Below are 24,084 nucleotides of genomic sequence, written 5' to 3'. Positions count from 1 at the left end.
GCGGGAGCATTTCCCGCCTGTGGTAAACATGATGGAACGGCTGTAATTAGCCAGCCATCTGTTTTTCGCGAATTTCAGCCAGCGTCTTGCAGTCGATGCATAGATCGGCTGTCGGGCGCGCTTCCAGACGGCGAATACCAATTTCAACACCGCAGGATTCGCAGTAGCCGAAATCTTCGTCTTCCACTTTTTTCAGCGTCTTCTCGATCTTTTTGATCAGCTTACGCTCGCGATCGCGGTTACGCAGTTCGAGGCTGAACTCTTCTTCCTGGGCTGCACGGTCTACCGGGTCCGGGAAGTTGGCTGCTTCATCCTGCATATGTGTAACGGTGCGATCGACTTCATCCCTGAGTTGATTACGCCATGCTTCCAGAATACGACGGAAGTGCGCCAGCTGGGCTTCATTCATATACTCTTCGCCCGGCTTCTCCTGATATGGTTCCACCCCAGCGATGGCGAGAATACTCAGGGACGATGTTTTACGGTTTTGCCCTTCTTGCATGTTGCTTCTCCTTAACACGCACTATCGATCCCCATGTTCGGGGGAAAAATGAGGCCGCTATAAATAGCAGATGCTTTTCCGGATAGCAATTATCTAAACGTAACACTTGACAACTGTGTGAGGAAAAGCGTATTTGCGCACGCGACCAGAATGTAAATTAACCAGTTACTTACTCTACTACAATGTAACCGGTAGTGATTTTTTAAGAGCCATGCCTTCGGCAGAAAGTTCCGCTTTGTAAGCCAGAATTTCTACCCCCCTCTGTTGAGCTTCTGACAATAGTTGTGCGTATTTCTCATCGATGTGGCGCGCGGGTGAAAACCGTGTAATGGCTGAATGCAGCACGGCGAAAAAGATAACCGCACGCTGGCCTTCAGCCGCTACGCTCATCAACTCCCGAAGGTGTTTCTGACCTCGTTCAGTGACCGCATCGGGAAAATATCCCTGTTCGTTCTCCGCTAACGTAACCGATTTCACTTCAATATAGCAGTCTGGACGCGAATCCGCCTGCAACATAAAGTCAATACGGCTGCGTTCGGCGCCGTATTTTACTTCGCTTTTCAGCGAGCTATAGCCTGACAGCTCTGAAATTGATTCATTAAGGATAGCCTCTTTCGTCAACCTGTTAGCCCAAAGCGTATTGACGCAAATAATTGCGCCGCTTTGGCTTTGAGTTAATTCCCAGGTGTGTGGGTATTTCCGTTTGGTGTTGTCTGAAGTCGAATACCAGACGGTATCGCCAGGCGTTGCACAACCGGTCATCGCACCCGTATTCGGGCAGTGTAGCGTTAATTCGCGACCATCGGGTGTGATCACATCGGCTAAAAAACGTTTGTAACGCTGAATTAGCGTCGCGCGCTGTAGAGGGGGAGAAAATTCCATTGCGACAATCCTTGTTATTGCGTTAGCGCCCAGCGTTTTAGCGGCGTGTAGCGTGTGCGTCCACGGGCAAACGAGGAGGCGTAAAGGGTGAACTCCGTCACCGTATACGACCAGTTAAAACCTGGCGGCGGGATTGTCACCGCCTCGCTGGCGTCGCGCAATAAGGTAATATGTGGATGAAACGGACGATTGCTTTGAAAACAACCGCTGCGGGCAGCCTGTGAACGGAGCATATTCGCCAGCTGGATTAAGCCGCGTGGCGGCTGTCGCATCCCTAACCACACCACACGCGAACGCAGCCATTGACCGGCGTCATCAAGCGTGAGTGTGAAACCAGGTTGACGAATCCGTCCGGCTAAAAGAGAAAGCGCCTTCTCTTTCTCTGCGCTCACTTCGCCTAAAAATGCCAGAGTCAGATGCAAATTATCGGCGGCGACCGGACGTCCCGCCTCAGGTGGGAAGTGTGTGGCGCGCCAGTGGATAATCTGTTCGCGGATTTCTGCAGGTAAGTCGATAGCAAAGAACAGCCGTTGCGGTTCAGACATGTGAGGCACTCGGTTATGAATTACCGCGATGCTACAATGTGGCGCGAAGAATGTTAACCCTCTGGAGCGTTTTGTGTCGTCGTTGCCCGTTGCTGCCGTCTTACCTGAGTTACTTGCTGCCCTCGATGGTGCATCGCAGGTGTTATTAAGTGCGCCGACCGGGGCCGGGAAATCAACCTGGCTGCCGCTGCAACTGCTGGCGCATCCCGGCATTAACGGGAAAATTATCCTGCTGGAGCCGCGTCGTCTGGCGGCGCGTAACGTTGCGCAACGACTGGCGGAGCTGCTTAACGAAAAGCCAGGCGATACCGTTGGCTACCGGATGCGTGCGCAAAACTGCGTCGGGCCGAATACCCGCCTGGAAGTGGTTACCGAAGGCGTGCTGACGCGGATGATCCAGCGTGACCCGGAACTGAGCGGTGTTGGATTGGTGATCCTTGATGAATTTCATGAGCGCAGCTTGCAGGCGGATTTGGCGTTGGCGCTGTTACTCGATGTGCAACAAGGTCTGCGTGATGACCTTAAACTGCTGATTATGTCGGCTACGCTGGACAACGACCGCTTGCAGCAAATGCTGCCAGAAGCGCCCGTCGTCATCTCAGAAGGGCGCTCGTTTCCAGTTGAACGCCGTTATTTGCCGCTGCCCGCTCATCAGCGTTTTGACGAAGCCGTCGCGGTTGCCACCGCCGAAATGCTGCGTCAGGAAAGTGGATCATTACTGTTATTTTTACCTGGCGTCGGAGAAATTCAGCGTGTGCAGGAACAACTGACTTCACGCATCGGCAGTGATGTGTTGCTCTGCCCGCTGTATGGCGCGTTGTCGCTGAACGATCAGCGAAAAGCGATCCTCCCGGCACCGCAAGGGATGCGTAAAGTGGTGCTGGCGACCAATATTGCTGAAACCAGTTTAACCATCGAAGGTATTCGTCTGGTGGTGGATTGTGCCCAGGAGCGTGTGGCGCGTTTTGATCCGCGTACAGGGCTTACGCGGCTGGTTACTCAACGTGTTAGTCAGGCGTCGATGACGCAACGTGCCGGGCGTGCCGGGCGTCTGGAGCCGGGTATCTGCCTGCATTTAATCGCCAAAGAACAAGCAGAACGCGCTGCCGCGCAAAGTGAACCGGAAATATTACAAAGCGATCTTTCCTGTTTGCTGATGGAATTACTGCAATGGGGATGCAGCGATCCGGCGCAGATGAGCTGGCTGGATCAACCGCCAACGGTGAATCTACTGGCCGCGAAACGCCTGTTACGGATGCTGGGGGCGCTGGACGGTGAACGGCTTAGTGCGCAAGGGCAAAAAATGGCAGCGCTGGGTAACGATCCGCGTTTAGCGGCAATGCTGGTTAGCGCGAAGAACGACGACGAAGCTGCTACCGCGGCAAAAATTGCCGCCATTCTCGAAGAGCCGCCACGGATGGGCAATAGTGACCTGGGCGTGGCGTTTTTGCGCAATCAACCCGCCTGGCAGCAACGTAGTCAGCAACTGTTAAAACGTTTAAACGTACGCGGCGGTGAGGCAGACAGTTCGCTTATCGCGCCGCGACTTGCCGGAGCGTATGCCGATCGTATTGCTCGCCGCCGTGGGCAAGAGGGACGCTATCAACTGGCGAACGGCATGGGGGCGATGCTCGATGCCGACGATGCGCTTAGCCGCCACGAATGGTTGATCGCGCCGTTATTATTGCAGGGCAGTTCTTCGCCGGATGCGCGGATTTTACTGGCGCTGCCGGTCGATATTGATGAGTTAGTACAACGCTGCCCGCAGCTGGTACAGCAGTCTGACACCGTGGAGTGGGATGACGCGCAAGGTACGCTGAAAGCCTGGCGTCGGCTGCAAATCGGTCAGTTGACGGTAAAAGTGCAACCGCTGGCGAAACCCTCGGAAGACGAGTTGCATCAGGCGATGCTTAACGGCATTCGTGATAAAGGTTTAAGCGTGCTCAACTGGACGGCGGAAGCGGAACAGCTACGCTTGCGTTTGTTATGTGCCGCAAAGTGGTTGCCGGAATATGACTGGCCAGCGGTTGATGATGAAAGTTTGTTGGCGACGCTGGAAACGTGGCTACTGCCGCATATGACAGGCGTACATTCGCTACGCGGCCTGAAATCACTCGATATTTATCAGGCACTGCGTGGATTACTTGATTGGGTAATGCAGCAACGTCTGGATAGTGAATTGCCTGCGCATTACACTGTGCCGACGGGAAGCCGGATCGCCATTCGTTACCATGAAGATAACCCGCCCGCGCTGGCGGTGAGAATGCAGGAGATGTTTGGTGAGGCCTCTAATCCGACTATCGCCCAGGGGCGCGTACCGTTGGTGCTGGAGTTGCTTTCCCCTGCCCAAAGGCCGCTGCAAATCACGCGTGATTTGAGCGCCTTCTGGAAAGGAGCGTACCGTGAGGTGCAAAAAGAGATGAAAGGGCGTTATCCCAAACATGTCTGGCCGGACGACCCGGCAAACACCGCACCGACGCGACGAACGAAAAAGTATTCGTGAAGACCAAAGCAAATTTGAGAGATATCTTCTTCTGTCTTGCAACAGAAGAACAGAAAATCGGGCTTTTGCGCCTGAATATTGCGGAGAAAAAGCATGGCCGGGAATGACCGCGAGCCAATTGGACGCAAAGGGAAACCGACGCGTCCGGTCAAACAAAAGGTAAGCCGTCGTCGTTACGAAGATGACGATGATTACGACGATTATGATGACTATGAGGATGAAGAACCGATGCCGCGCAAAGGTAAGGGCAAAGGCAAAGGGCGTAAGCCTCGTGGCAAACGCGGCTGGCTATGGCTGCTGCTAAAACTGGCTATCGTTTTTGCCGTGCTGATCGCCATTTACGGCGTTTATCTCGATCAAAAAATTCGCAGCCGTATTGATGGCAAGGTCTGGCAATTGCCCGCGGCAGTTTATGGTCGAATGGTCAACCTTGAGCCAGACATGACCATCAGCAAGAACGAGATGGTGAAGCTGCTGGAGGCGACCCAGTATCGCCAGGTGTCGAAAATGACCCGTCCTGGTGAGTTTACCGTACAGGCCAACAGCATTGAGATGATCCGCCGTCCGTTTGATTTCCCGGACAGCAAAGAAGGGCAGGTGCGCGCGCGTCTGACCTTTGATGGCGATCATCTGGCGACGATAGTCAATATGGAGAACAACCGTCAGTTCGGTTTCTTCCGTCTTGATCCGCGCCTGATCACCATGATCTCTTCGCCAAACGGTGAGCAGCGTCTGTTTGTGCCGCGCAGTGGTTTCCCGGATTTGCTGGTGGATACTTTGCTGGCGACAGAAGACCGTCATTTCTACGAGCATGATGGGATCAGTCTCTACTCAATCGGACGTGCGGTGCTGGCAAACCTGACTGCCGGACGCACGGTGCAGGGGGCGAGTACGCTGACGCAACAGTTGGTTAAAAACCTGTTTCTCTCCAGCGAGCGTTCTTACTGGCGTAAAGCGAACGAAGCCTACATGGCGCTGATCATGGACGCGCGTTACAGCAAAGACCGTATTCTTGAGCTGTATATGAACGAGGTGTATCTCGGTCAGAGCGGCGACAACGAAATCCGCGGCTTCCCGCTGGCGAGCTTGTATTACTTTGGTCGCCCGGTAGAAGAATTGAGCCTCGATCAGCAGGCGCTGTTGGTGGGTATGGTGAAAGGGGCGTCCATCTACAACCCGTGGCGTAACCCGAAACTGGCGCTGGAGCGACGTAACCTGGTACTACGTTTGCTGCAACAGCAACAAATTATTGATCAAGAACTCTATGACATGTTGAGTGCACGTCCGCTGGGTGTTCAGCCGCGCGGTGGGGTGATCTCTCCTCAGCCAGCCTTTATGCAGCTGGTGCGTCAGGAGCTGCAGGCGAAATTAGGCGATAAGGTAAAAGATCTCTCCGGCGTGAAGATCTTCACTACCTTTGACTCGGTGGCCCAGGACGCGGCAGAAAAAGCCGCCGTGGAAGGCATTCCGGCACTGAAGAAACAGCGTAAGTTGAGCGATCTTGAAACCGCGATTGTGGTTGTTGACCGCTTTAGCGGTGAAGTTCGTGCGATGGTCGGTGGCTCTGAGCCGCAGTTTGCGGGCTACAACCGTGCGATGCAGGCGCGTCGTTCGATTGGTTCCCTTGCAAAACCAGCGACTTATCTAACGGCCTTAAGCCAGCCGAAAATCTATCGTTTGAATACGTGGATTGCCGATGCGCCAATCGCGCTGCGTCAGCCGAATGGCCAGGTCTGGTCACCGCAGAACGATGATCGTCGTTATAGCGAAAGTGGCAGGGTGATGCTGGTAGATGCGTTGACCCGTTCGATGAACGTGCCAACGGTGAATCTGGGCATGGCGTTGGGGCTGCCTGCGGTTACGGATACCTGGATCAAACTGGGTGTGCCGAAAGATCAACTGAATCCAGTTCCAGCAATGTTGTTGGGGGCGTTGAACTTAACGCCAATCGAAGTGGCGCAGGCCTTCCAGACTATCGCCAGCGGTGGTAATCGTGCTCCGCTTTCCGCGCTACGTTCAGTCATCGCAGAAGACGGCAAGGTGTTGTATCAGAGCTTCCCGCAGGCAGAACGCGCTGTTCCGGCGCAGGCGGCGTATCTGACACTATGGACCATGCAGCAGGTTGTACAACGCGGTACGGGACGTCAGCTTGGGGCAAAATACCCGAACCTGCATCTGGCAGGGAAAACAGGGACTACCAACAATAACGTAGATACCTGGTTTGCGGGCATTGATGGGAGCACGGTGACCATCACCTGGGTCGGCCGTGATAACAACCAGCCGACCAAACTGTATGGTGCCAGCGGGGCAATGTCGATTTATCAGCGTTATCTGGCTAACCAGACGCCAACACCGCTGAATCTTGTTCCGCCGGAAGATATTGCAGATATGGGCGTGGACTACGACGGCAACTTTGTTTGCAGCGGTGGTATGCGTGTCTTGCCAGTCTGGACCAGCGATCCGCAATCGCTGTGCCAGCAGAGTGAGATGCAGCAGCAACCGTCAGGCAATCCGTTTGATCAGTCTTCTCAGCCGCAGCAACAGCAACCTGCTCAACAGGAGCAAAAAGACAGCGACGGCGTGGCTGGCTGGATCAAGGAGATGTTTGGTAGTAATTAATATCGTAATCGCTCTCCGCTTATGCGGAGAGCGTAATGAAATCATTTAGATAAACCAAATAAATATTTATTTAATGAATATACGACCATTAATATATATTTTGGGTTTATGTTATATTTTATTACCTTAAACTCTTAAAATAAAAACAAAAACAACACTTTAAAATTCATGTGGTTATTGTTTTATTACTGCAGTTTGTATAGACAGGCTATGTGTTTTTTGTTCTAATCTAAAAATAATATTATTTGGTGGATATATTTCTAATATCAATATTTATCAAGCCCTGACCAGTCGCTCTGGAATGGAATCATGTGTATTACCTCATAATTAAGGGATTTTTATGAATAAAAAATTGCTTTCTCTGTTAGTGTCAGGAAGTCTCATCGCTGTAGTAAGTACCAGTGTATTTGCTACAGATACCGGAGTGGTTAACTTTAACGGTAAAATTGTTGCCGATACTTGCGAAATTAATGTAAACGAGTCTGCCAGTACAACAGGGACAGTCACTTTTGCAGATACTTACCCAGCGGACTATTCTGGAGACGGTAGTATTGGAACGTCAAAAGATTTTAAAATTGAATTAATAAAATGCGATCCGTTGGTGGACAAACTAAACCTGACATTTTCTGGAACGACAACGGATGCAGGTTTCCTGCGTCTGGAAAATAGCGAAGCTGGGGCTGGCAGTGCAACAAATGTGGGTATTACGGTGACAAATAAAAATGGCGGTGCTAACGATGTGAAATTTGATGGTTCAGTTCCCGATGCATCCACTGATGTTGATAATGCCGGGAGCATTACTCCAACAATATTCAATTACACCGCCAATGTTATTCAGGTTGGTAATAACGCGCCGACTGCGGGTAAGTATGCCTCATCTGCGACGTTCGAAGTATTTTATCGCTAATATTCATAGTGTTTGAAAGGACTGTTTGACCACGGAGGGTTATTTATGTCAGTTTTTTCTCGAGTTTGTTTAGGTTTTACGTTTCTTCTTACGGCATTGCAAGTTCAGGCAAGTATTGTTCTTGGCGGTACACGTATTATCTATCCTTCAAATCAAAATGAAGTTCAAATCACATTAAAAAATAAAGATGCATATGCACGCTATTTGGTGCAAAGCTGGGTGAGTAATATTGATGGCTCTAAAGCCCCCTTTCTCATTACGCCTCCAGTTTATAAACTTGAAGAAAATCGGCAAACATTACTCCATATTGTATTTACAGGTGATAAAAACAAACTTCCTCAGGATAGGGAAAGTTTGTTTCTGGCAAACATAAAATCTGTTTCTGCGATGCCAGAAGAACTAAAAGATAGAAATACCTTGCAATTTGCAATGAAAGCCCGGCTTAAATTATTTTGGCGGCCAGCTTCTTTGGATAATAGTGATGCTCTCACTGCATGGGAAAAACTTAAGTTCCATAAAGAAGCGGGGAAGCTCATAGTAAAAAATCCAACGCCTTTTTATATTTCATTCAGTGATCTGACAGTATCGGGAAAAAATATTGTTCCCACCGAGAGCAAATCTGAACCTGGCGCATTATTGATGATGGTAGGACCATTTTCTGAGCAGCGGTTTAGTCTTCCTGTCGGAGCGGGAAGTATTGTTGAATGGTCGGTGATAACTGACTACGGTTCAAGTTCTGGGAAACGACAACAAAAGTTATAAATCACCGAAGTGTATTACTATAAATAACCGATCTGTATTTATAATATTACGGGCGCAAGGGAATTTATGCTGCTACCATTGCATCGCACATTTGTCTTAACTGGGATAACATTTGCATTATCGGCAGTGTATTCATTGAGCTATGCACGAGATGAATTTAACCTTCGTATCCTGGAGCTGGATAGCCCACTTGAAAATACACAAGTGCTGGAGGATTTTGTTAATAATAATAACTTAACTCCGGGAGTATATCTTACCTCTGTTATGTGGGGGCAAGAGTATCTTGATAAGAGAAATATTACCTTCATTCTGTCTTCGGATAAAAAAAGGCTCATCCCTCGTTTTACAAAGGCGGATCTCCGTGAGTTCGGTCTTAAAGTTGACGACATTCCCGCGTTACAAGTAATGGATGATGACACTGAGTTTGGTGATATTGCTCAGATTATTGATGGCGCACGTTATGATTTCCAGTTAGACAGCCAAACGCTGTGTCTGCGGATCCCGCAAATCTATCAGAATGCGCGGGCCGCAGGGAGTATTTCACCGAAATACTGGAGTGATGGTGAGAGTGCGGTTTGGTTAAGTTATTACGCCAGTGGTTCCCGGCAAAACAGTGATGGCGATAACCTGAATTCAAATTGGTTGAATTTAAATTCAGGGATTAATTTAGGCGTATGGCGGCTACGAAATAATACCGTTTACAGTGACTCCAGTTGGGAGTCGATCAGCACCAGTTTGCAACGCGATATCAAAGCATTAAGAAGCCAGATGGAAGTCGGGCAGACGTTCACAAATGGCGATCTTTTTGACAGTGTGCAGATGACAGGTATAAAGCTTGAAACGGACACCAGTATGCTGCCTGACAGCGAACAAGGCTTTGCGCCAGTGGTTCGTGGTATTGCCAACAGCGATGCACAAGTTGTGATTAAACAAAACGGCTATGTTATTTACCAAACGTGGGTATCGGCAGGGCCATTTGAAATTAAAGACTTAAGCCAGGTAACGGCGGGGGCCGATCTGGAAGTCACCATCAAAGAAACCAACGGGCAAGAACACAGTTTTATTCAGGCCAGTTCAACGGTTCCAATTCTACAGCGAGAAGGCGCATTAAAATATAGTCTTGCAACTGGAAAATACCGTGACAACGATAATCATGCTGAGACACCTGTTTTTGGTGTTGCAACCGCGATATATGGCTTGCCCTATGGAATAACGATTTATGGCGGCATACTTGGTGCCTCAATTTATCATTCTGGTGTGACAGGGATTGGCGCTGATTTAGGCCGTCTGGGGTCGGTATCTGTTGATATCACCGCAGCAGAAACGAAGTTTGATGATGGGCGTGATGATGCTACAGGACTGTCATGGCGTGCACAGTATGCGAAAGATTTTCCAGACACTGATACGACAGTAACTCTGGCAAGTTATCGTTATTCTACATCACAATTTTACACTTTCCAGGAAGCACTTGATCAACGTGATACACCTGATGACAAGGGTATTTACAGTTATCGACAGACAAATAATCGGCGTAATCGTTTACAAATTAATCTTTCACAAAATATTGGTCGTTGGGGCTCGGTCTACCTTAACGGTTATCAACAGGATTATTGGGGAATGCATGGGGCCGAACGCAGTATAGGAATGGGATACAGTACGACCTGGAGTAACATTAATTGGTCTGTTAATTACACACTAACGAAAACGCCAGGAATGGCTGGTGAGCAGCAATTTTCATTAACACTCAATATTCCTCTCTCTCGCTGGCTGCCAGATTCATGGGCGATGTATAACGTAAACCGTTCCGATAAAAGTAATACATCACATCAATTGGGAATTGGCGGTACTGCTCTGCAAGATAACAACCTGAGTTATAATTTACAGCAAAGTTATACTGATAATAATGTGGGTTATGATGCCAGCATGAATGGACGTTATCGTAGCTCAGTGGGGGAATTCGGTCTGGGATATAGCTATGATAAAAATAGTCGTCAGTGGAATTACAGTGCGCAAGGTGCGGTGGTTGCTCATGCTCATGGAGTAACATTGGGGCAATCAGTGCAGGATTCATTCGCGATCGTGCATATTAATGAGGGTGCCAATGTAAAAGTACAAAATGCGCAAGGCGTTTATACTGATTATTGGGGAAACGCGATTGTTCCCAATATGACGAATTATCGACATAACGCTATTACTGTGAATACACAGGGGCACGATAGTCTTGATATTTCTGATGCCACACAAGATGTTATTCCTTCGAAAGGGGCTGTTGTTGGTGTCGATTTTGATGCACGTAGCGGAATACGAGCCTTGTTGACATTAGTCCATAATAAAGAACGCGTACCCTTTGGGGCATTGCTGACATTAGGGAATAGTACAGCGATTGTTGGTGAAGATGGGGAGGTTTATATTACTGGTGTGCAAGAATCAATGACATTTACGGTACAGTGGGGAAAAGAGATTAACCAGCAATGTACAGGAGTTGTCACAGTGCCAGAAAAATACACCACGGGTATCTATAAAGCCACAATGGATTGCCGATAACAAATAAGACAGGAAAAAATAATGAAGCCAGGATTCGTCTCTTATATACGAACATTATTGACCATAATATTTCTTAGCTGGGGCGTCATTCCTGAGGTTTTCGCCGGTTGTAACATTTCTGGAAATGGAGGAAATCCGGCAACAGTACAATTCTCCGTGCCTGCGTTGGTTGTTAATAGCGATGCCGTTCCTGGAACGATTATTGCGACAGTAAATGCGAACAGTCCGTCAATTTCAGTTTCCTGTACGGCAAATGGTGAGATCTGGCAAGGATATACCGTATTGACAAACGGTGATATGCGTACTGATAACCCACTTAACAATGTGTTTCAGACTAATGTGCCAGGAATCGGTTTTCGCGCGGCGTGGGCGAATAACACCAGTGCGCAACTCACCGCCGGATATTTAATGACGCCCTGGCATAAAGGCTCGTCAACAGTGATTAAAGGATATGGTTATCCGATTACAATACATGCAGCTATTCAGTTTATTGTCACAGGACCTGTCGGTAATGGGACCATTGATACCAGCAAACTGGTTGCTGACTGGAAGTATGACAATCGTGTTATTGGAGAGCTTCGTTTTAGTTCTGTTCCGGTCAATATTCAACCGGGCACATGCGACCTTATAGAAAAAAATATTACCGTTCCACTCAATGATATTGGCACAGATGATTTTGATGTTAACAATGTGTCACCTGTAGTTTCCGATGATCGGTTTAAAATTCAGATTGAAAAATGTTCTCAGGATGTAAAAGTTGATTACCGCTTTACTTCATCAGGTTCTACTGGAGTAACGGGTAATAATATTCTTAATATTGAGTCTGGTTCAGGAATGGCGGAAGGAGTTGGTCTGCAGATCCTCGATAGTAATAACAATGTGATGGTATTTGATACAGACTATACACCTGTTCAAAAAACGACGTTAAATCAAAATGTTACTATTCCGTTAAAAGCACGCTACATCAAAATGGGTAGCGTCAAAAGTGGTCGGGTTAATTCTGTTGCCACCTTCGAAGTGTATTACCGATAAGCTTTTCCCTTTGCCATAAATGTTAATTTTTGGTAATGGAATTTTTATGGTTTACGGTGCAAAGATTAACATTTTTGATTCATCTGATTGATTCTCGCCCCTTCATGGACGCACAGAGCGTATATCACTTGCGAACCCGCCAGCGTTTCGAATATTATCGCATCTTTATAATAATCATTCTCGTTTACGTTATCATTCACTTTCATCAGAGATATACCAATGGCGCGTTCCAAAACTGCTCAGCCAAAACACTCACTGCGTAAAATCGCAGTTGTAGTAGCCACAGCGGTTAGCGGCATGTCTGTTTATGCACAGGCAGCGGTTGAACCGAAAGAAGACACTATCACCGTTACCGCTGCACCTGCGCCGCAAGAAAGCGCATGGGGGCCAGCTGCAACTATTGCGGCGCGACAGTCCGCTACCGGCACTAAAACTGATACGCCGATTCAAAAAGTACCTCAATCTATTTCTGTCGTCACCGCTGAAGAGATGGCACTGCATCAGCCTAAGTCGGTGAAAGAAGCGCTTAGCTATACCCCTGGCGTTGCTGTGGGAACCCGTGGCGCATCTAATACTTATGATTACCTGATCATCCGCGGATTTGCGGCAGACGGCCAAAGCCAGAACAACTATCTGAATGGCCTGAAGATGCAGGGCAACTTCTATAACGATGCGGTTATTGACCCATATATGCTGGAGCGCGCTGAAATCATGCGTGGCCCGGTTTCCGTGCTGTATGGGAAAAGCAGCCCAGGCGGCCTGTTGAACATGGTCAGCAAGCGCCCGACCACTGAACCGTTGAAAGAAGTTCAGTTTAAGGCCGGGACTGACAGCCTATTCCAGACTGGTTTTGACTTCAGCGATGCGCTGGATGATGACGGCGTTTACTCTTATCGCCTGACCGGCCTTGCGCGTTCTGCGAATGCCCAGCAGAAGGGGGCTGAAGAGCAGCGTTATGCTATTGCTCCAGCGTTTACCTGGCGTCCGAATGATAAAACCAATTTCACTTTCCTTTCTTACTTCCAGAACGAGCCGGAAACCGGTTATTACGGCTGGTTGCCGAAAGAGGGGACTGTCGAACCGCTGCCAAACGGTAAGCGTCTGCCGACCGACTTTAACGAAGGCGCGAAGAACAACACCTATTCTCGTAACGAGAAGATGATTGGTTATAGCTTCGACCACGAATTTAACGACACCTTTACTGTGCGTCAGAACCTGCGCTTTGCACAAAATAAAGTCTCGCAAAAGAGCGTATATGGCTACGGCATGTGCTCAGACCCGCTCTATTCTTCAAACCCCTCTTCGAGTCCATGTGCTAACGTGCCGCAGTCTCAATGGGGCCATACACTGACTCGTCAGTACGTTATCGATAATGAGAAGTTAGAAAACTTCTCTGTTGATACTCAGTTGCAAAGCAAATTCGCAACCGGTTCAGTGGATCACACTCTGCTGACTGGCGTTGACTTTATGCGTATGCGTAATGACATCGATTCCTGGTTTGGTTATGCCGGTTCAGTTGCACCATCTGATATCTATAATTTAGACCGTAGTGACTTTGATTTTGGCGCTCACCCGAATCCGTCTGGTCCATACCGCGTTCTGCTGAAACAGAAACAAACCGGCCTGTATGTTCAGGATCAGGCGCAGTGGGATAAAGTGCTGGTTACGCTTGGCGGTCGCTATGACTGGGCCGATCAGTCATCTTTCAACCGTGATTACGGTAATAAATCTGAACGTGACGACAAAGAGTTCACCTGGCGTGGTGGTGTAAACTACCTGTTCGACAACGGCGTAACGCCTTACTTCAGCTACAGTGAATCATTTGAACCCGCTTCACAGACTGATGCGAACGGCGATCTGTTTGCACCTTCGAAAGGCAAACAGTATGAAGTCGGCGTGAAATATGTGCCAGAAGATCGCCCAATTGTGGTGACTGGCGCACTGTATCAGCTTACCAAAACTAATAACCTGATGGCGGATCCGAACGGTTCACTGTTCTCGGTTGAAGGCGGTGAGATTCGTGCGCGTGGCGTAGAGCTGGAAGCGAAAGCGGCACTGTCGGCGAGTGTTAACTTGGTTGGTTCTTACACCTATACTGACGCGGAATACACCACTGACACCAACTACAAAGGAAATACGCCTGCACAGGTGCCAAAACACATGGCTTCGCTGTGGGCTGACTATACCTTCTTTGACGGTCCGCTTTCAGGTCTGACGCTGGGCACCGGTGGTCGTTATACTGGCTCCAGCTATGGTGATCCGGCTAACTCCTTTAAAGTGGGAAGTTATACGGTCGTGGATGCGTTAGTGCGTTATGATCTGGCGCGAGTCGGCATGGCGGGCTCCAACGTGGCGCTGCATGTCAACAACCTGTTCGATCGTGAATACGTCGCCAGCTGCTTTAACACTTATGGTTGCTTCTGGGGCGCAGAACGTCAGGTCGTTGCAACCGCAACCTTCCGTTTCTAATTTCTCTTTTTGGGGCACGGATTTCCGTGCCCGTTTCACAAGTTGGCTGTTATGCAGGAATACACGAATCATTCCGATACCACTTTTGCACTGCGTAATATCTCCTTTCGTGTGCCCGGGCGCACGCTTTTGCATCCGCTGTCGTTAACCTTTCCTGCCGGGAAAGTGACCGGTCTGATTGGTCACAACGGTTCTGGTAAATCCACTCTGCTCAAAATGCTTGGTCGTCACCAGCCACCGTCGGAAGGGGAGATTCTTATTGATGCCCAACCGCTGGAAAGCTGGAGCAGCAAAGCGTTTGCCCGCAAAGTGGCTTATTTGCCGCAGCAGCTTCCTCCGGCAGAAGGGATGACCGTGCGTGAACTGGTGGCGATTGGTCGTTACCCGTGGCATGGCGCGCTGGGGCGCTTTGGTGTTGCAGATCGCGAAAAGGTCGAGGAAGCTATCTCGCTGGTTGGCTTAAAACCGCTGGCGCATCGGCTGGTCGATAGCCTTTCTGGCGGCGAACGTCAGCGGGCGTGGATCGCCATGCTGGTGGCGCAGGATAGCCGCTGTCTGTTGCTCGACGAACCGACTTCGGCGCTGGATATCGCCCACCAGGTTGATGTACTGGCGCTGGTGCATCGTTTAAGTCAGGAGCGTGGCCTGACGGTCATTGCCGTGCTGCACGATATCAATATGGCGGCGCGCTACTGTGATTATCTGGTCGCCCTACGCGGCGGTGAAATGATTGCTCAGGGAACGCCTGCGGAAATTATGCGCGGCGAAACCCTCGAAATGATTTATGGCATCCCGATGGGTATTCTGCCGCATCCGGCGGGTGCTGCACCTGTGAGTTTTGTTTATTGATGAGCGGCTTACCTCTTATTTCGCGCCGCCGACTGTTAACGGCGATGGCGCTTTCTCCGTTGTTATGGCAGATGAATACCGCCCACGCGGCGGTTATTGATCCCAATCGTATTGTGGCACTGGAGTGGTTGCCGGTGGAGTTACTGCTGGCGCTCGGCATCGTGCCTTACGGCGTGGCGGACACCATCAACTATCGCCTGTGGGTCAGCGAACCGCCATTGCCGGACTCAGTGATTGACGTTGGTTTGCGTACAGAACCCAACCTTGAACTGCTGACCGAAATGAAACCGTCGTTTATGGTCTGGTCTGCAGGATATGGCCCTTCACCAGAAATGCTGGCACGTATTGCGCCGGGGCGCGGATTTAACTTCAGCGACGGCAAACAGCCACTGGCGATGGCGCGTAAATCACTGACGGAAATGGCAGATTTACTTAACCTGCAAAGCGCAGCGGAAACGCATTTAGCGCACTATGAAGACTTTATCCGCAGCATGAAACCCCGCTTTGTGAAGCGTGGTGCACGCCCGTTATTGCTGACGACGCTTATCGATCCGCGCCATATGTTGGTCTTCGGTCCAAACAGCTTGTTCCAGGAAATTCTCGATGAGTACGGCATCCCAAATGCCTGGCAAGGGGAAACCAACTTCTGGGGCAGTACCGCCGTCAGTATCGATCGTCTGGCAGCGTATAAAGACGTTGATGTGCTCTGTTTTGATCACGACAACAGCAAAGACATGGATGCGCTAATGGCAACCCCGCTGTGGCAGGCCATGCCGTTTGTCCGCGCCGGACGCTTTCAGCGCGTACCTGCAGTTTGGTTCTATGGTGCGACGCTTTCTGCAATGCACTTTGTGCGTATTCTGGATAACGCCATCGGAGGTAAAGCGTGAGTAAACGAATTGCGCTTTTTCCGGTGTTATTGCTGGCGCTGCTGGTGGTTGCTGCTGCGGCGTTGACCTGGATGAACTTCTCGCAGGCGCTGCCGCGCAGCCAGTGGGCGCAGGCCGCCTGGTCGCCGGATATTGACGTCATCGAGCAGATGATTTTTCACTACAGCTTGTTGCCGCGTCTGGCGATTTCGCTGCTGGTGGGCGCGGGCCTGGGGATGGTGGGCGTGCTGTTTCAGCAAGTGCTGCGTAACCCGCTGGCGGAACCGACGACGTTGGGTGTTGCAACAGGCGCGCAACTGGGGATTACCGTCACCACGCTCTGGGCGATCCCCGGCGCGATGGCGAGCCAGTTTGCTGCGCTGGCAGGGGCTTGTGTTGTTGGCTTAATCGTCTTTGGCGTCGCGTGGGGGAAACGGCTTTCGCCGGTAACGCTGATCCTCGCGGGGCTGGTAGTGAGCCTTTATTGCGGCGCAATCAATCAGTTACTGGTTATCTTCCATCATGACCAACTGCAAAGCATGTTCCTGTGGAGCACCGGAACGCTGACGCAAACCGACTGGGGCGGCGTTGAGCGTTTATGGCCGCAGCTGCTGGGCGGCGTGATGCTGACGTTATTGCTACTTCGCCCGTTAACTCTGATGGGGCTTGATGATGGCGTGGCGCGCAATCTCGGGCTGGCCTTGTCGCTCGCTCGTCTGGCGGCGTTGTCGCTGGCGATTGTCATCAGTGCGCTGCTGGTGAACGCGGTGGGGATTATCGGCTTTATCGGTTTGTTCGCGCCACTGCTGGCGAAAATGCTGGGGGCGCGGCGTTTGTTGCCACGGTTGATGCTGGCATCGCTGATTGGTGCGTTAATTCTGTGGCTTTCTGATCAAATCATCCTCTGGCTGACTCGCGTGTGGATGGAAGTGTCTACCGGTTCGGTCACTGCGTTGATCGGTGCGCCGCTGCTACTGTGGCTGCTGCCGCGTTTACGCAGCATTAGCGCGCCGGATATGAAGGTCAACGATCGTGTCGCGACTGAACGCCAACACGTGCTGGCGTTTGCTCTCGCGGGCGGCGTGCTGCTGTTGATGGCTGTGGTGGTGGCGCTGTCGTTTGGTCGTGATGCGCACGGCTGGACGTGGGCGAGCGGGGCGTTGCTCGAGGATTTGATGCCCTGGCGCTGGCCGCGAATTATGGCGGCGCTGTTTGCGGGTGTCATGCTGGCGGTGGCGGGCTGTATTATTCAGCGGCTGACCGGAAACCCGATGGCAAGCCCGGAAGTGCTGGGGATTAGCTCCGGCGCGGCGTTTGGCGTGGTGTTAATGCTGTTTCTGGTGCCGGGTAATGCCTTTGGCTGGCTGTTACCCACAGGCAGTCTCGGGGCGGCGGTGACGCTGTTGATCATTATGATCGCCGCCGGACGCGGTGGATTTTCCCCACACCGCATGTTACTGGCGGGGATGGCGTTAAGTACCGCGTTCACCATGCTTTTGATGATGTTGCAGGCAAGTGGTGACCCGCGAATGGCGCAAGTTCTGACCTGGATTTCCGGTTCGACCTACAACGCGACCGATGCGCAGGTCTGGCGTACTGGAATTGTGATGGTGATTTTGCTGGCGATTACCCCGCTGTGCCGCCGCTGGCTGACCATTTTACCGCTGGGTGGTGATACCGCACGAGCCGTGGGGATGGCGCTGACGCCGACGCGAATTGCGCTGCTGCTGTTAGCGGCTTGCCTGACGGCGACCGCGACAATGACCATTGGTCCGTTGAGTTTTGTTGGTTTAATGGCACCGCATATTGCGCGGATGATGGGCTTTCGACGGACGATGCCACACATCGTAATTTCGGCGCTGGTGGGAGGATTACTGCTGGTGTTCGCTGACTGGTGTGGGCGGATGGTATTGTTTCCATTCCAGATCCCAGCGGGGCTGCTGTCGACCTTTATCGGCGCGCCATATTTTATCTATTTGTTGAGAAAGCAGAGCCGTTAATAGGATGCCTCGCCCGGTGGGCGAGGCAAAATCATCACAACTTCGCAAACACCCGACGTGCAGCATCGATGGTGTTATTGATATCTTCCATGCTGTGCGCCACAGACATAAAGCCCGCTTCAAACGCTGACGGTGCCAGATAAACACCTTCGTCCAGCATCATATGGAAGAAACGTTTAAAGCGTTCCACGTCACAGGACATCACATCCTGGTAGCATGTCACGGACTCGGCGTCGGTAAAGAAAATACCGAACATGCCGCCAACGTGGTTTACCACCAGCGGAATTCCGGCTTCTTCTGCCGCTTCCCGCAGACCTTCTGCCAGACGTGTTGTCAGCTCATCCAGCGTCTCGTGAACGCCCGGCTGTGCGACTTCATTCAGACAGGCGAAACCAGCAGCCATCGCAATCGGGTTACCGGAAAGCGTACCCGCCTGATAGACCGGACCGGTCGGGGCCAGCGCATCCATTACATCACGACGACCACCGAATGCGCCTACCGGCATTCCACCGCCGATGATTTTGCCGAGGCAGGTGAGATCCGGTTCCACACCGTAATAATCCTGTGCGCCAGCTAGCGCTACGCGGAAACCGGTCATCACTTCATCGATGATCAGCAACGCGCCAAATTCGTCGCACAGCGCGCGCAGACCTGGCAGGAACTCTGGCAGCGGTGGCACGCAGTTCATATTGCCTGCCACCGGCTCGACGATAATACAGGCAATCTCTTGCGGGTATTGCTCAAACGCGGCGCGTACAGAGGCCAGATCGTTATAAGTACAGGTTAAGGTATGTTTGGCGAAATCTGCCGGAACACCCGGCGAATTTGGCTGGCCTAACGTGAGTGCGCCAGAACCGGCTTTCACCAGCAAGCAGTCAGCGTGACCGTGGTAACAACCTTCAAATTTAATAATTTTGTCGCGACCGGTAAAACCACGGGCCAGGCGGATGGCGCTCATCGTCGCCTCGGTGCCGGAGTTCACCATGCGCACCATATCCATGGTCGGGACCAGTTCGGTCACCAGTTGCGCCATTTTCACTTCCATTTCGGTTGGTGCACCAAAGCTTAAACCACGCTCGGCGGCTTCAATCACGGCATTGCGGATCGCCGGATGGTTATGGCCCAGCACCATCGGCCCCCAGGAACCGACATAATCGATATAGGCTTTGCCATCAACATCGTACAGATAAGCGCCGTCCGCTTTTTCGATAAACAGTGGAGTGCCGCCCACGCCAGTAAAGGCGCGAACAGGGGAGTTCACGCCGCCAGGGATCAGCTCGCGCGCTGCGCTGTAAAGATTTTCAGACTTACTCATGGAGGGTTCCTGATTCGTAGAAAAAGTGAATGGCTGCTATTCTATGTTATTCATAACAAGTTAAATACTCGTCAAACATCAGGCTGCTTGTACTGGTGCAATCCTGATTTCTTAGAGTATAAAAGTTTTGTGCATTTGAAACATTACGCTTTGCAAAGGATTTTCATGGAACGTGCGAGTAAAATGCCGTCATCTTATTTGTATGACCAATAAGTGATCATTGGATGAAAACTGATACTCCCTCTTTAGAAACACCGCAGGCCGCGCGCCTGCGACGCAGACAACTGATTCGCCAACTTCTTGAGCGCGATAAAACCCCGTTAGCCATTTTGTTTATGGCGGCAGTCGTCGGCACGCTTGTCGGGCTGGCTGCGGTTGCTTTTGACAAAGGTGTCGCCTGGTTGCAGAACCAACGTATGGGGGCACTGGTACATACTGCTGATAATTATCCGCTTCTGTTAACCGTCGCTTTTCTCTGTTCGGCGGTGCTGGCGATGTTCGGCTACTTTTTGGTGCGCAAATACGCGCCGGAAGCAGGTGGTTCGGGGATCCCGGAAATTGAAGGGGCGCTGGAAGATCAACGTCCTGTTCGCTGGTGGCGTGTGTTGCCGGTGAAATTCTTTGGTGGGCTGGGGACACTCGGCGGAGGCATGGTGTTGGGGCGCGAAGGGCCAACCGTGCAGATAGGCGGCAATATCGGGCGGATGGTACTCGATGTTTTCCGCCTGAAAGGTGACGAAGCTCGTCATACGCTACTGGCAACCGGTGCTGCTGCGGGGCTGGCTGCGGCCTTTAACGCGCCGCTGGCGGGTATTTTGTTTATTATCGAAGAGATGCGTCCGCAGTTTCGCTATACGTTAATTTCGATTAAAGCGGTATTTATTGGCGTCATTATGTCGACCATTATGTACCGGATTTTTAATCATGAAGTTGCGTTGATTGACGTCGGTAAACTTTCTGATGCGCCGCTTAATACGCTGTGGCTTTATCTGATCCTCGGTATTATTTTTGGCATTTTCGGCCCTATTTTTAATAAATGGGTGCTGGGGATGCAGGATTTGCTGCACCGTGTGCACGGTGGCAATATTACCAAATGGGTACTGATGGGCGGTGCGATTGGCGGTTTGTGTGGATTGCTGGGGTTTGTGGCACCAGCAACTTCGGGCGGCGGTTTTAACCTGATTCCTATCGCTACCGCGGGGAATTTCAGCATGGGAATGCTGGTGTTTATCTTCGTCGCGCGGGTCATTACCACCTTACTCTGCTTCTCTTCCGGCGCGCCGGGCGGTATTTTTGCCCCGATGCTGGCGCTGGGTACTGTGCTGGGAACCGCTTTCGGAATGGTTGCCGTTGAGTTGTTTCCGCAATATCACCTTGAGGCGGGGACGTTTGCTATTGCCGGAATGGGGGCGTTACTGGCGGCATCTATTCGCGCGCCGTTAACGGGGATCATTCTGGTTCTGGAAATGACCGATAACTACCAGCTCATTTTGCCAATGATTATTACCGGTCTTGGCGCAACACTATTAGCACAATTTACCGGTGGGAAACCGCTATACTCGGCGATTCTTGCGCGCACGCTGGCAAAACAGGAAGCTGAGCAACTGGCGCGAAGCAAGGCCGCATCAGCCAGCGAGAATACTTGAACGAAATACCAGGGTATTAGATAATGGCGATTATTATTGGGTTAGAATTTGCCCAATTGCCGATGTCGTTTGGAGCAAAATATGAGTGATGACGTAGCACTGCCGCTGGAGTTTACCGACGCAGCAGCCAACAAAGTTAAAAGCCTGATCGCTGACGAAGATAACCCGAATCTGAAATTACGCGTGTATATCACCGGTGGCGGTTGCAGCGGCTTCCAGTATGGTTTCACCTTTGATGATCAGGTGAACGAAGGCGATATGACCATCGAAAAACAGGGCGTTGGCCTGGTGGTTGATCCGATGAGCCTGCAATATCTGGTCGGCGGTTCCGTTGACTATACCGAAGGTCTGGAAGGTTCTCGTTTCATCGTGACCAACCCGAACGCGAAAAGCACCTGCGGTTGCGGTTCTTCCTTTAGTATCTAATCTGCTGTTCATGTGCCGGATAAACTATCCGGCACATCTCCTCTCTTCAACGACCATTCTCATCCAGCGCAAACGTCGGTAGCTTAAGATGCCAACGAATAGCCGCCAGCCGAATCAATAGCGTCACGACCATGCCCATCATACTGGCTGTTTCCAGTGGTACGGAAAATGTGTAATAAGCCGTAGCGTGGACAATACCGCCGATAATACAGGCAGTTGCGTAGATTTCTGTACGTAAAATCATGGGGATTTCGCGGGCCAGTACATCACGAATGATTCCGCCGCCAACGCCAGTAATGACGCCCATACAAACCGCGATTAACGGACCGGCTTCCGCATTAAAGGCTTTATTCACGCCAATGCCGACAAACACCGCCAGACCAACGGCGTCCAGCACCGGCAACATCCATTTTGGTAAGCGTCTTGGCTGGCGCACCAGCACGATGGTCAGCATGCTGGTGACCATTGCAACGACCAGATCGGTGGGATCTTTCACCCAAAATACCGGGCCGTGATCCAGCGCCATGTCGCGAATTGTTCCGCCGCCTACTGCGGTAACCACGCCCAATACCAGAACACCAAAAGGGTCCATACGCAATTTTCCGGCTAACAAAACGCCAGAGATAGCAAATACCGCTGTGCCGACTATATCCAGCCAATAGACGAGCATTGTTCAATCCCCACTGAGCACCTGAAAAGGTCAGGCACTAATCTACCTGTGAAAGCGCATTACAGAGCTGTTGTGCAGCGAGGATAATACGTGGGCTTGCACGTTCAAACCAGTCACTCGTGAGAGGAATAACGGGAATTTTGAGCTGTTCACCCCAGTATTGTTTGATTTTAGGAATTTGGTCCGGTCCGCCTGTAATGACAATCGCCTGTGGCGAGCGTGCTAACACCTGTTCGCGGCTAACTTGCGGCCAGGGAACCCGGCTGTCTTTAAAGATGTTTTCTCCGCCACAAACTTCGAGTACCTGGTTCTGAATCGACTCTTTTCCACTGGTAAATGGCGGATTAATGCCGAATTGCAGAAAAACACGTTTTTTAGGTTTATCAGCATATTGCGCTTTCAATTGCGCGTACTGATCCAGCAGGGATTGCGCGGCTTGTTCGGCCTTATCCGGTTGCGGACTCCAGGGGGCCAGTTGACGTAACGCATTGGCAATTTGTTCAATGCTTGTCGCATCGACCCACATCACTTTTATTCCCAGCGAAGCCAGCTGGTCAACCTGCCGCTCGGCATTACCTCCACGCCAGGCAATCACCAGATCGGGTTTCAGCGCGACAATGCGTTCCAGATTCATCCCCTGCCAGGTGGAAACCTGCTCAATCTTTTGCGCTTGTGGAGGATAGTCGGAATAGCTGCTGACCCCAACCGGCGTGATCCCGGCGGCAAAGGCAAGTTCAGTGTTGGCGGGAGAAAGCGTGATGACGCGCGGCGCGGCATTGAGCCACAGCGGCGCGAGAAAAGACAGGGCGACCAGCGCCCTGAACAGTGACTTAGCCATGTGCCAGTTTCTGCACCAGTGACTCAACCATCAGGCTGGACTGTTTAGCGGCAACAGCCAGGAACTCATCGAAGCTAAGATGAGACTGTTGATCGGCCACGTCGGAGATGGCGCGTACTACGACAAACGGGACGTTGAAATTGTGGCAGACATGGGCGATTGCCGTCGCTTCCATCTCTACAGCAATGGCCTGTGGGAAGTTGTGGCGGATTTTCGCCAGACCAACAGAACCGTTGATGAAAGCGTCGCCGCTAACAATCAGGCCACGTACAGCGTTAAGATTCAGTTCGGCAATGCAGGCCTCAGCGGCAGCGATCAGTTTATCGTCAGCTTTGAAGCCTGCCGGGCAGCCTGGTAACTGACCGTATTCATAACCAAATGCCGTGACATCCGCGTCGTGATAACGCGCTTCGTCCGAGACAACGATATCGCCCACTTTCAGCGTTGGTGCCAGGCCACCGGCAGAACCGGTGTTAATAATCACATCTGGCTTGCAGTGTTCCAACAGCAAAGTGGCACCCAGCGCCGCAGCGACTTTACCGATGCCCGATTTCAGAAGCGCAACCTCGGTTCCATTCAGTTGGCCGGTATAGATTTCGCAACCGCCCAGACTGATAGTTTGACGGTTTTCGATTTTGTCACGCAGCAGCGTAACTTCTTCTTCCATTGCACCAATGATGCCGATTTTCATAGATTTACTCGCGAT

General features: G+C 51.1%; 21 protein-coding genes. 14 read left to right on the top strand and 7 right to left on the bottom strand.

Translation table 11 applies throughout. From position 1 onward, the window contains the following. Window positions 1–46: 46 nt before the first annotated feature. From dksA to thpR, 3 genes are all read right to left on the bottom strand, one after another. The gene (gene dksA / locus ACJHX4_RS10665; protein ID WP_001155227.1) at window positions 47–502 is read right to left on the bottom strand and encodes an RNA polymerase-binding protein DksA; all 456 of its coding nucleotides are present in this window, start codon (window positions 500–502) and stop codon (window positions 47–49) included. Window positions 503–679: 177 nt separating this feature from the next. Beyond that, window positions 680–1,384, bottom strand: a complete 705-nt coding sequence (sfsA, locus tag ACJHX4_RS10660) for a DNA/RNA nuclease SfsA (protein ID WP_000396050.1) — start codon at window positions 1,382–1,384, stop codon at window positions 680–682. Window positions 1,385–1,398: 14 nt separating this feature from the next. Beyond that, entirely contained in the window at window positions 1,399–1,929 is a 531-nt protein-coding gene (thpR, locus tag ACJHX4_RS10655) for an RNA 2',3'-cyclic phosphodiesterase (RefSeq protein ID WP_001294702.1), read from the bottom strand. A 73-nt stretch (window positions 1,930–2,002) separates the two neighbouring features. Here thpR and hrpB point away from each other — a divergent pair, with 73 nt between their 5' ends. From hrpB to fhuB, 10 genes are all read left to right on the top strand, one after another. Then, entirely contained in the window at window positions 2,003–4,432 is a 2,430-nt protein-coding gene (gene hrpB / locus ACJHX4_RS10650) for an ATP-dependent helicase HrpB (protein WP_001295782.1), read from the top strand. A gap of 93 nt (window positions 4,433–4,525) precedes the next feature. Continuing rightward, entirely contained in the window at window positions 4,526–7,051 is a 2,526-nt protein-coding gene (gene mrcB / locus ACJHX4_RS10645; RefSeq protein ID WP_000918160.1) for a bifunctional glycosyl transferase/transpeptidase, read from the top strand. A 340-nt stretch (window positions 7,052–7,391) separates the two neighbouring features. Next, window positions 7,392–7,958, top strand: coding sequence for a fimbrial protein (locus ACJHX4_RS10640; RefSeq protein WP_001035606.1), 567 nt, complete (start codon window positions 7,392–7,394; stop codon window positions 7,956–7,958). A 45-nt stretch (window positions 7,959–8,003) separates the two neighbouring features. Continuing rightward, entirely contained in the window at window positions 8,004–8,720 is a 717-nt protein-coding gene (locus ACJHX4_RS10635) for a molecular chaperone (RefSeq protein ID WP_000110510.1), read from the top strand. A 66-nt stretch (window positions 8,721–8,786) separates the two neighbouring features. Next, complete coding sequence (locus tag ACJHX4_RS10630; protein WP_000926360.1) at window positions 8,787–11,264, top strand: fimbria/pilus outer membrane usher protein; 2,478 nt, start codon at window positions 8,787–8,789, stop codon at window positions 11,262–11,264. Between the two features lie 21 nt (window positions 11,265–11,285). Beyond that, window positions 11,286–12,296: a fimbrial protein gene (locus ACJHX4_RS10625; RefSeq protein WP_001295784.1), complete on the top strand. Its 1,011-nt coding sequence runs from the start codon at window positions 11,286–11,288 to the stop codon at window positions 12,294–12,296. 219 nt (window positions 12,297–12,515) lie between these two features. Further along, complete coding sequence (fhuA, locus tag ACJHX4_RS10620) at window positions 12,516–14,765, top strand: ferrichrome porin FhuA (protein WP_000124398.1); 2,250 nt, start codon at window positions 12,516–12,518, stop codon at window positions 14,763–14,765. A 51-nt stretch (window positions 14,766–14,816) separates the two neighbouring features. Then, window positions 14,817–15,614, top strand: coding sequence for a Fe3+-hydroxamate ABC transporter ATP-binding protein FhuC (gene fhuC, locus ACJHX4_RS10615; RefSeq protein ID WP_001295786.1), 798 nt, complete (start codon window positions 14,817–14,819; stop codon window positions 15,612–15,614). After that, entirely contained in the window at window positions 15,614–16,504 is an 891-nt protein-coding gene (gene fhuD / locus ACJHX4_RS10610) for a Fe(3+)-hydroxamate ABC transporter substrate-binding protein FhuD (RefSeq protein WP_001295787.1), read from the top strand. The genes fhuC and fhuD overlap by 1 nt, the downstream gene beginning before the upstream one ends. Continuing rightward, window positions 16,501–18,483, top strand: a complete 1,983-nt coding sequence (fhuB, locus tag ACJHX4_RS10605) for a Fe(3+)-hydroxamate ABC transporter permease FhuB (RefSeq protein WP_000044116.1) — start codon at window positions 16,501–16,503, stop codon at window positions 18,481–18,483. The genes fhuD and fhuB overlap by 4 nt, the downstream gene beginning before the upstream one ends. A 34-nt stretch (window positions 18,484–18,517) precedes the next feature. On the opposite strand, the gene hemL is transcribed toward fhuB, so the two are convergent. Continuing rightward, a complete protein-coding gene (hemL, locus tag ACJHX4_RS10600; protein ID WP_000045296.1) occupies window positions 18,518–19,798 on the bottom strand; it encodes a glutamate-1-semialdehyde 2,1-aminomutase in 1,281 nt (426 codons plus the stop codon). Window positions 19,799–19,963: 165 nt separating this feature from the next. On the opposite strand from hemL, the gene yadX reads away from it, so the two are divergent. From yadX to erpA, 4 genes are read left to right on the top strand one after another with little or no spacing between them, the layout of a single operon-like run. After that, the gene (yadX, locus tag ACJHX4_RS10595) at window positions 19,964–20,011 is read left to right on the top strand and encodes a protein YadX (RefSeq protein ID WP_211180485.1); all 48 of its coding nucleotides are present in this window, start codon (window positions 19,964–19,966) and stop codon (window positions 20,009–20,011) included. An 11-nt stretch (window positions 20,012–20,022) separates the two neighbouring features. Then, on the top strand, window positions 20,023–21,444 hold the full coding sequence (gene clcA, locus ACJHX4_RS10590) for a H(+)/Cl(-) exchange transporter ClcA (RefSeq protein ID WP_000845408.1): 1,422 nt from the start codon (window positions 20,023–20,025) through the stop codon (window positions 21,442–21,444). Window positions 21,445–21,467: 23 nt separating this feature from the next. Continuing rightward, window positions 21,468–21,533 carry a small protein YadW gene (yadW, locus tag ACJHX4_RS10585; RefSeq protein WP_120795373.1) on the top strand — a complete coding sequence of 22 codons (66 nt, stop codon included), beginning with the start codon at window positions 21,468–21,470 and terminating at the stop codon, window positions 21,531–21,533. Next, window positions 21,526–21,870 (top strand): iron-sulfur cluster insertion protein ErpA, encoded by a 345-nt coding sequence (erpA, locus tag ACJHX4_RS10580; protein WP_001295564.1) that lies wholly within the window; start codon window positions 21,526–21,528, stop codon window positions 21,868–21,870. The genes yadW and erpA overlap by 8 nt, the downstream gene beginning before the upstream one ends. A 46-nt stretch (window positions 21,871–21,916) precedes the next feature. Here the strand turns inward: erpA and ACJHX4_RS10575 are convergent, their stop codons facing one another. From ACJHX4_RS10575 to mtnN, 3 genes are read right to left on the bottom strand one after another with little or no spacing between them, the layout of a single operon-like run. Further along, entirely contained in the window at window positions 21,917–22,540 is a 624-nt protein-coding gene (locus tag ACJHX4_RS10575; protein WP_000964221.1) for a TRIC cation channel family protein, read from the bottom strand. Between the two features lie 37 nt (window positions 22,541–22,577). Continuing rightward, a complete protein-coding gene (btuF, locus tag ACJHX4_RS10570; RefSeq protein ID WP_001129927.1) occupies window positions 22,578–23,378 on the bottom strand; it encodes a vitamin B12 ABC transporter substrate-binding protein BtuF in 801 nt (266 codons plus the stop codon). After that, window positions 23,371–24,069, bottom strand: coding sequence for a 5'-methylthioadenosine/S-adenosylhomocysteine nucleosidase (mtnN, locus tag ACJHX4_RS10565; RefSeq protein WP_000689844.1), 699 nt, complete (start codon window positions 24,067–24,069; stop codon window positions 23,371–23,373). The genes btuF and mtnN overlap by 8 nt, the downstream gene beginning before the upstream one ends. Window positions 24,070–24,084: the final 15 nt, after the last annotated feature.

Origin of the sequence: Escherichia sp. WS2035 (genome assembly GCF_046487065.1) — a bacterium.
Taxonomy (GTDB): domain Bacteria; phylum Pseudomonadota; class Gammaproteobacteria; order Enterobacterales; family Enterobacteriaceae; genus Escherichia; species Escherichia coli.
The sequence above is the reverse complement of the archived record's forward strand: the minus strand, read 5'-3'. Positions and strand labels throughout refer to the sequence as shown.

Excerpts from the sequence above, each read along its gene's own strand:
- dksA (WP_001155227.1), bottom strand. The coding sequence starts at position 502 with ATGCAAGAAGGGCAAAACCGTAAAACATCGTCCCTGAGTATTCTCGCC.
- sfsA (WP_000396050.1), bottom strand. The coding sequence starts at position 1,384 with ATGGAATTTTCTCCCCCTCTACAGCGCGCGACGCTAATTCAGCGTTAC.
- thpR (WP_001294702.1), bottom strand. The coding sequence starts at position 1,929 with ATGTCTGAACCGCAACGGCTGTTCTTTGCTATCGACTTACCTGCAGAA.
- mrcB (WP_000918160.1), top strand. The coding sequence starts at position 4,526 with ATGGCCGGGAATGACCGCGAGCCAATTGGACGCAAAGGGAAACCGACG.
- ACJHX4_RS10640 (WP_001035606.1), top strand. The coding sequence starts at position 7,392 with ATGAATAAAAAATTGCTTTCTCTGTTAGTGTCAGGAAGTCTCATCGCT.
- ACJHX4_RS10635 (WP_000110510.1), top strand. The coding sequence starts at position 8,004 with ATGTCAGTTTTTTCTCGAGTTTGTTTAGGTTTTACGTTTCTTCTTACG.
- ACJHX4_RS10630 (WP_000926360.1), top strand. The coding sequence starts at position 8,787 with ATGCTGCTACCATTGCATCGCACATTTGTCTTAACTGGGATAACATTT.
- ACJHX4_RS10625 (WP_001295784.1), top strand. The coding sequence starts at position 11,286 with ATGAAGCCAGGATTCGTCTCTTATATACGAACATTATTGACCATAATA.
- fhuA (WP_000124398.1), top strand. The coding sequence starts at position 12,516 with ATGGCGCGTTCCAAAACTGCTCAGCCAAAACACTCACTGCGTAAAATC.
- fhuC (WP_001295786.1), top strand. The coding sequence starts at position 14,817 with ATGCAGGAATACACGAATCATTCCGATACCACTTTTGCACTGCGTAAT.
- fhuD (WP_001295787.1), top strand. The coding sequence starts at position 15,614 with ATGAGCGGCTTACCTCTTATTTCGCGCCGCCGACTGTTAACGGCGATG.
- hemL (WP_000045296.1), bottom strand. The coding sequence starts at position 19,798 with ATGAGTAAGTCTGAAAATCTTTACAGCGCAGCGCGCGAGCTGATCCCT.
- clcA (WP_000845408.1), top strand. The coding sequence starts at position 20,023 with ATGAAAACTGATACTCCCTCTTTAGAAACACCGCAGGCCGCGCGCCTG.
- erpA (WP_001295564.1), top strand. The coding sequence starts at position 21,526 with ATGAGTGATGACGTAGCACTGCCGCTGGAGTTTACCGACGCAGCAGCC.
- ACJHX4_RS10575 (WP_000964221.1), bottom strand. The coding sequence starts at position 22,540 with ATGCTCGTCTATTGGCTGGATATAGTCGGCACAGCGGTATTTGCTATC.
- btuF (WP_001129927.1), bottom strand. The coding sequence starts at position 23,378 with ATGGCTAAGTCACTGTTCAGGGCGCTGGTCGCCCTGTCTTTTCTCGCG.
- mtnN (WP_000689844.1), bottom strand. The coding sequence starts at position 24,069 with ATGAAAATCGGCATCATTGGTGCAATGGAAGAAGAAGTTACGCTGCTG.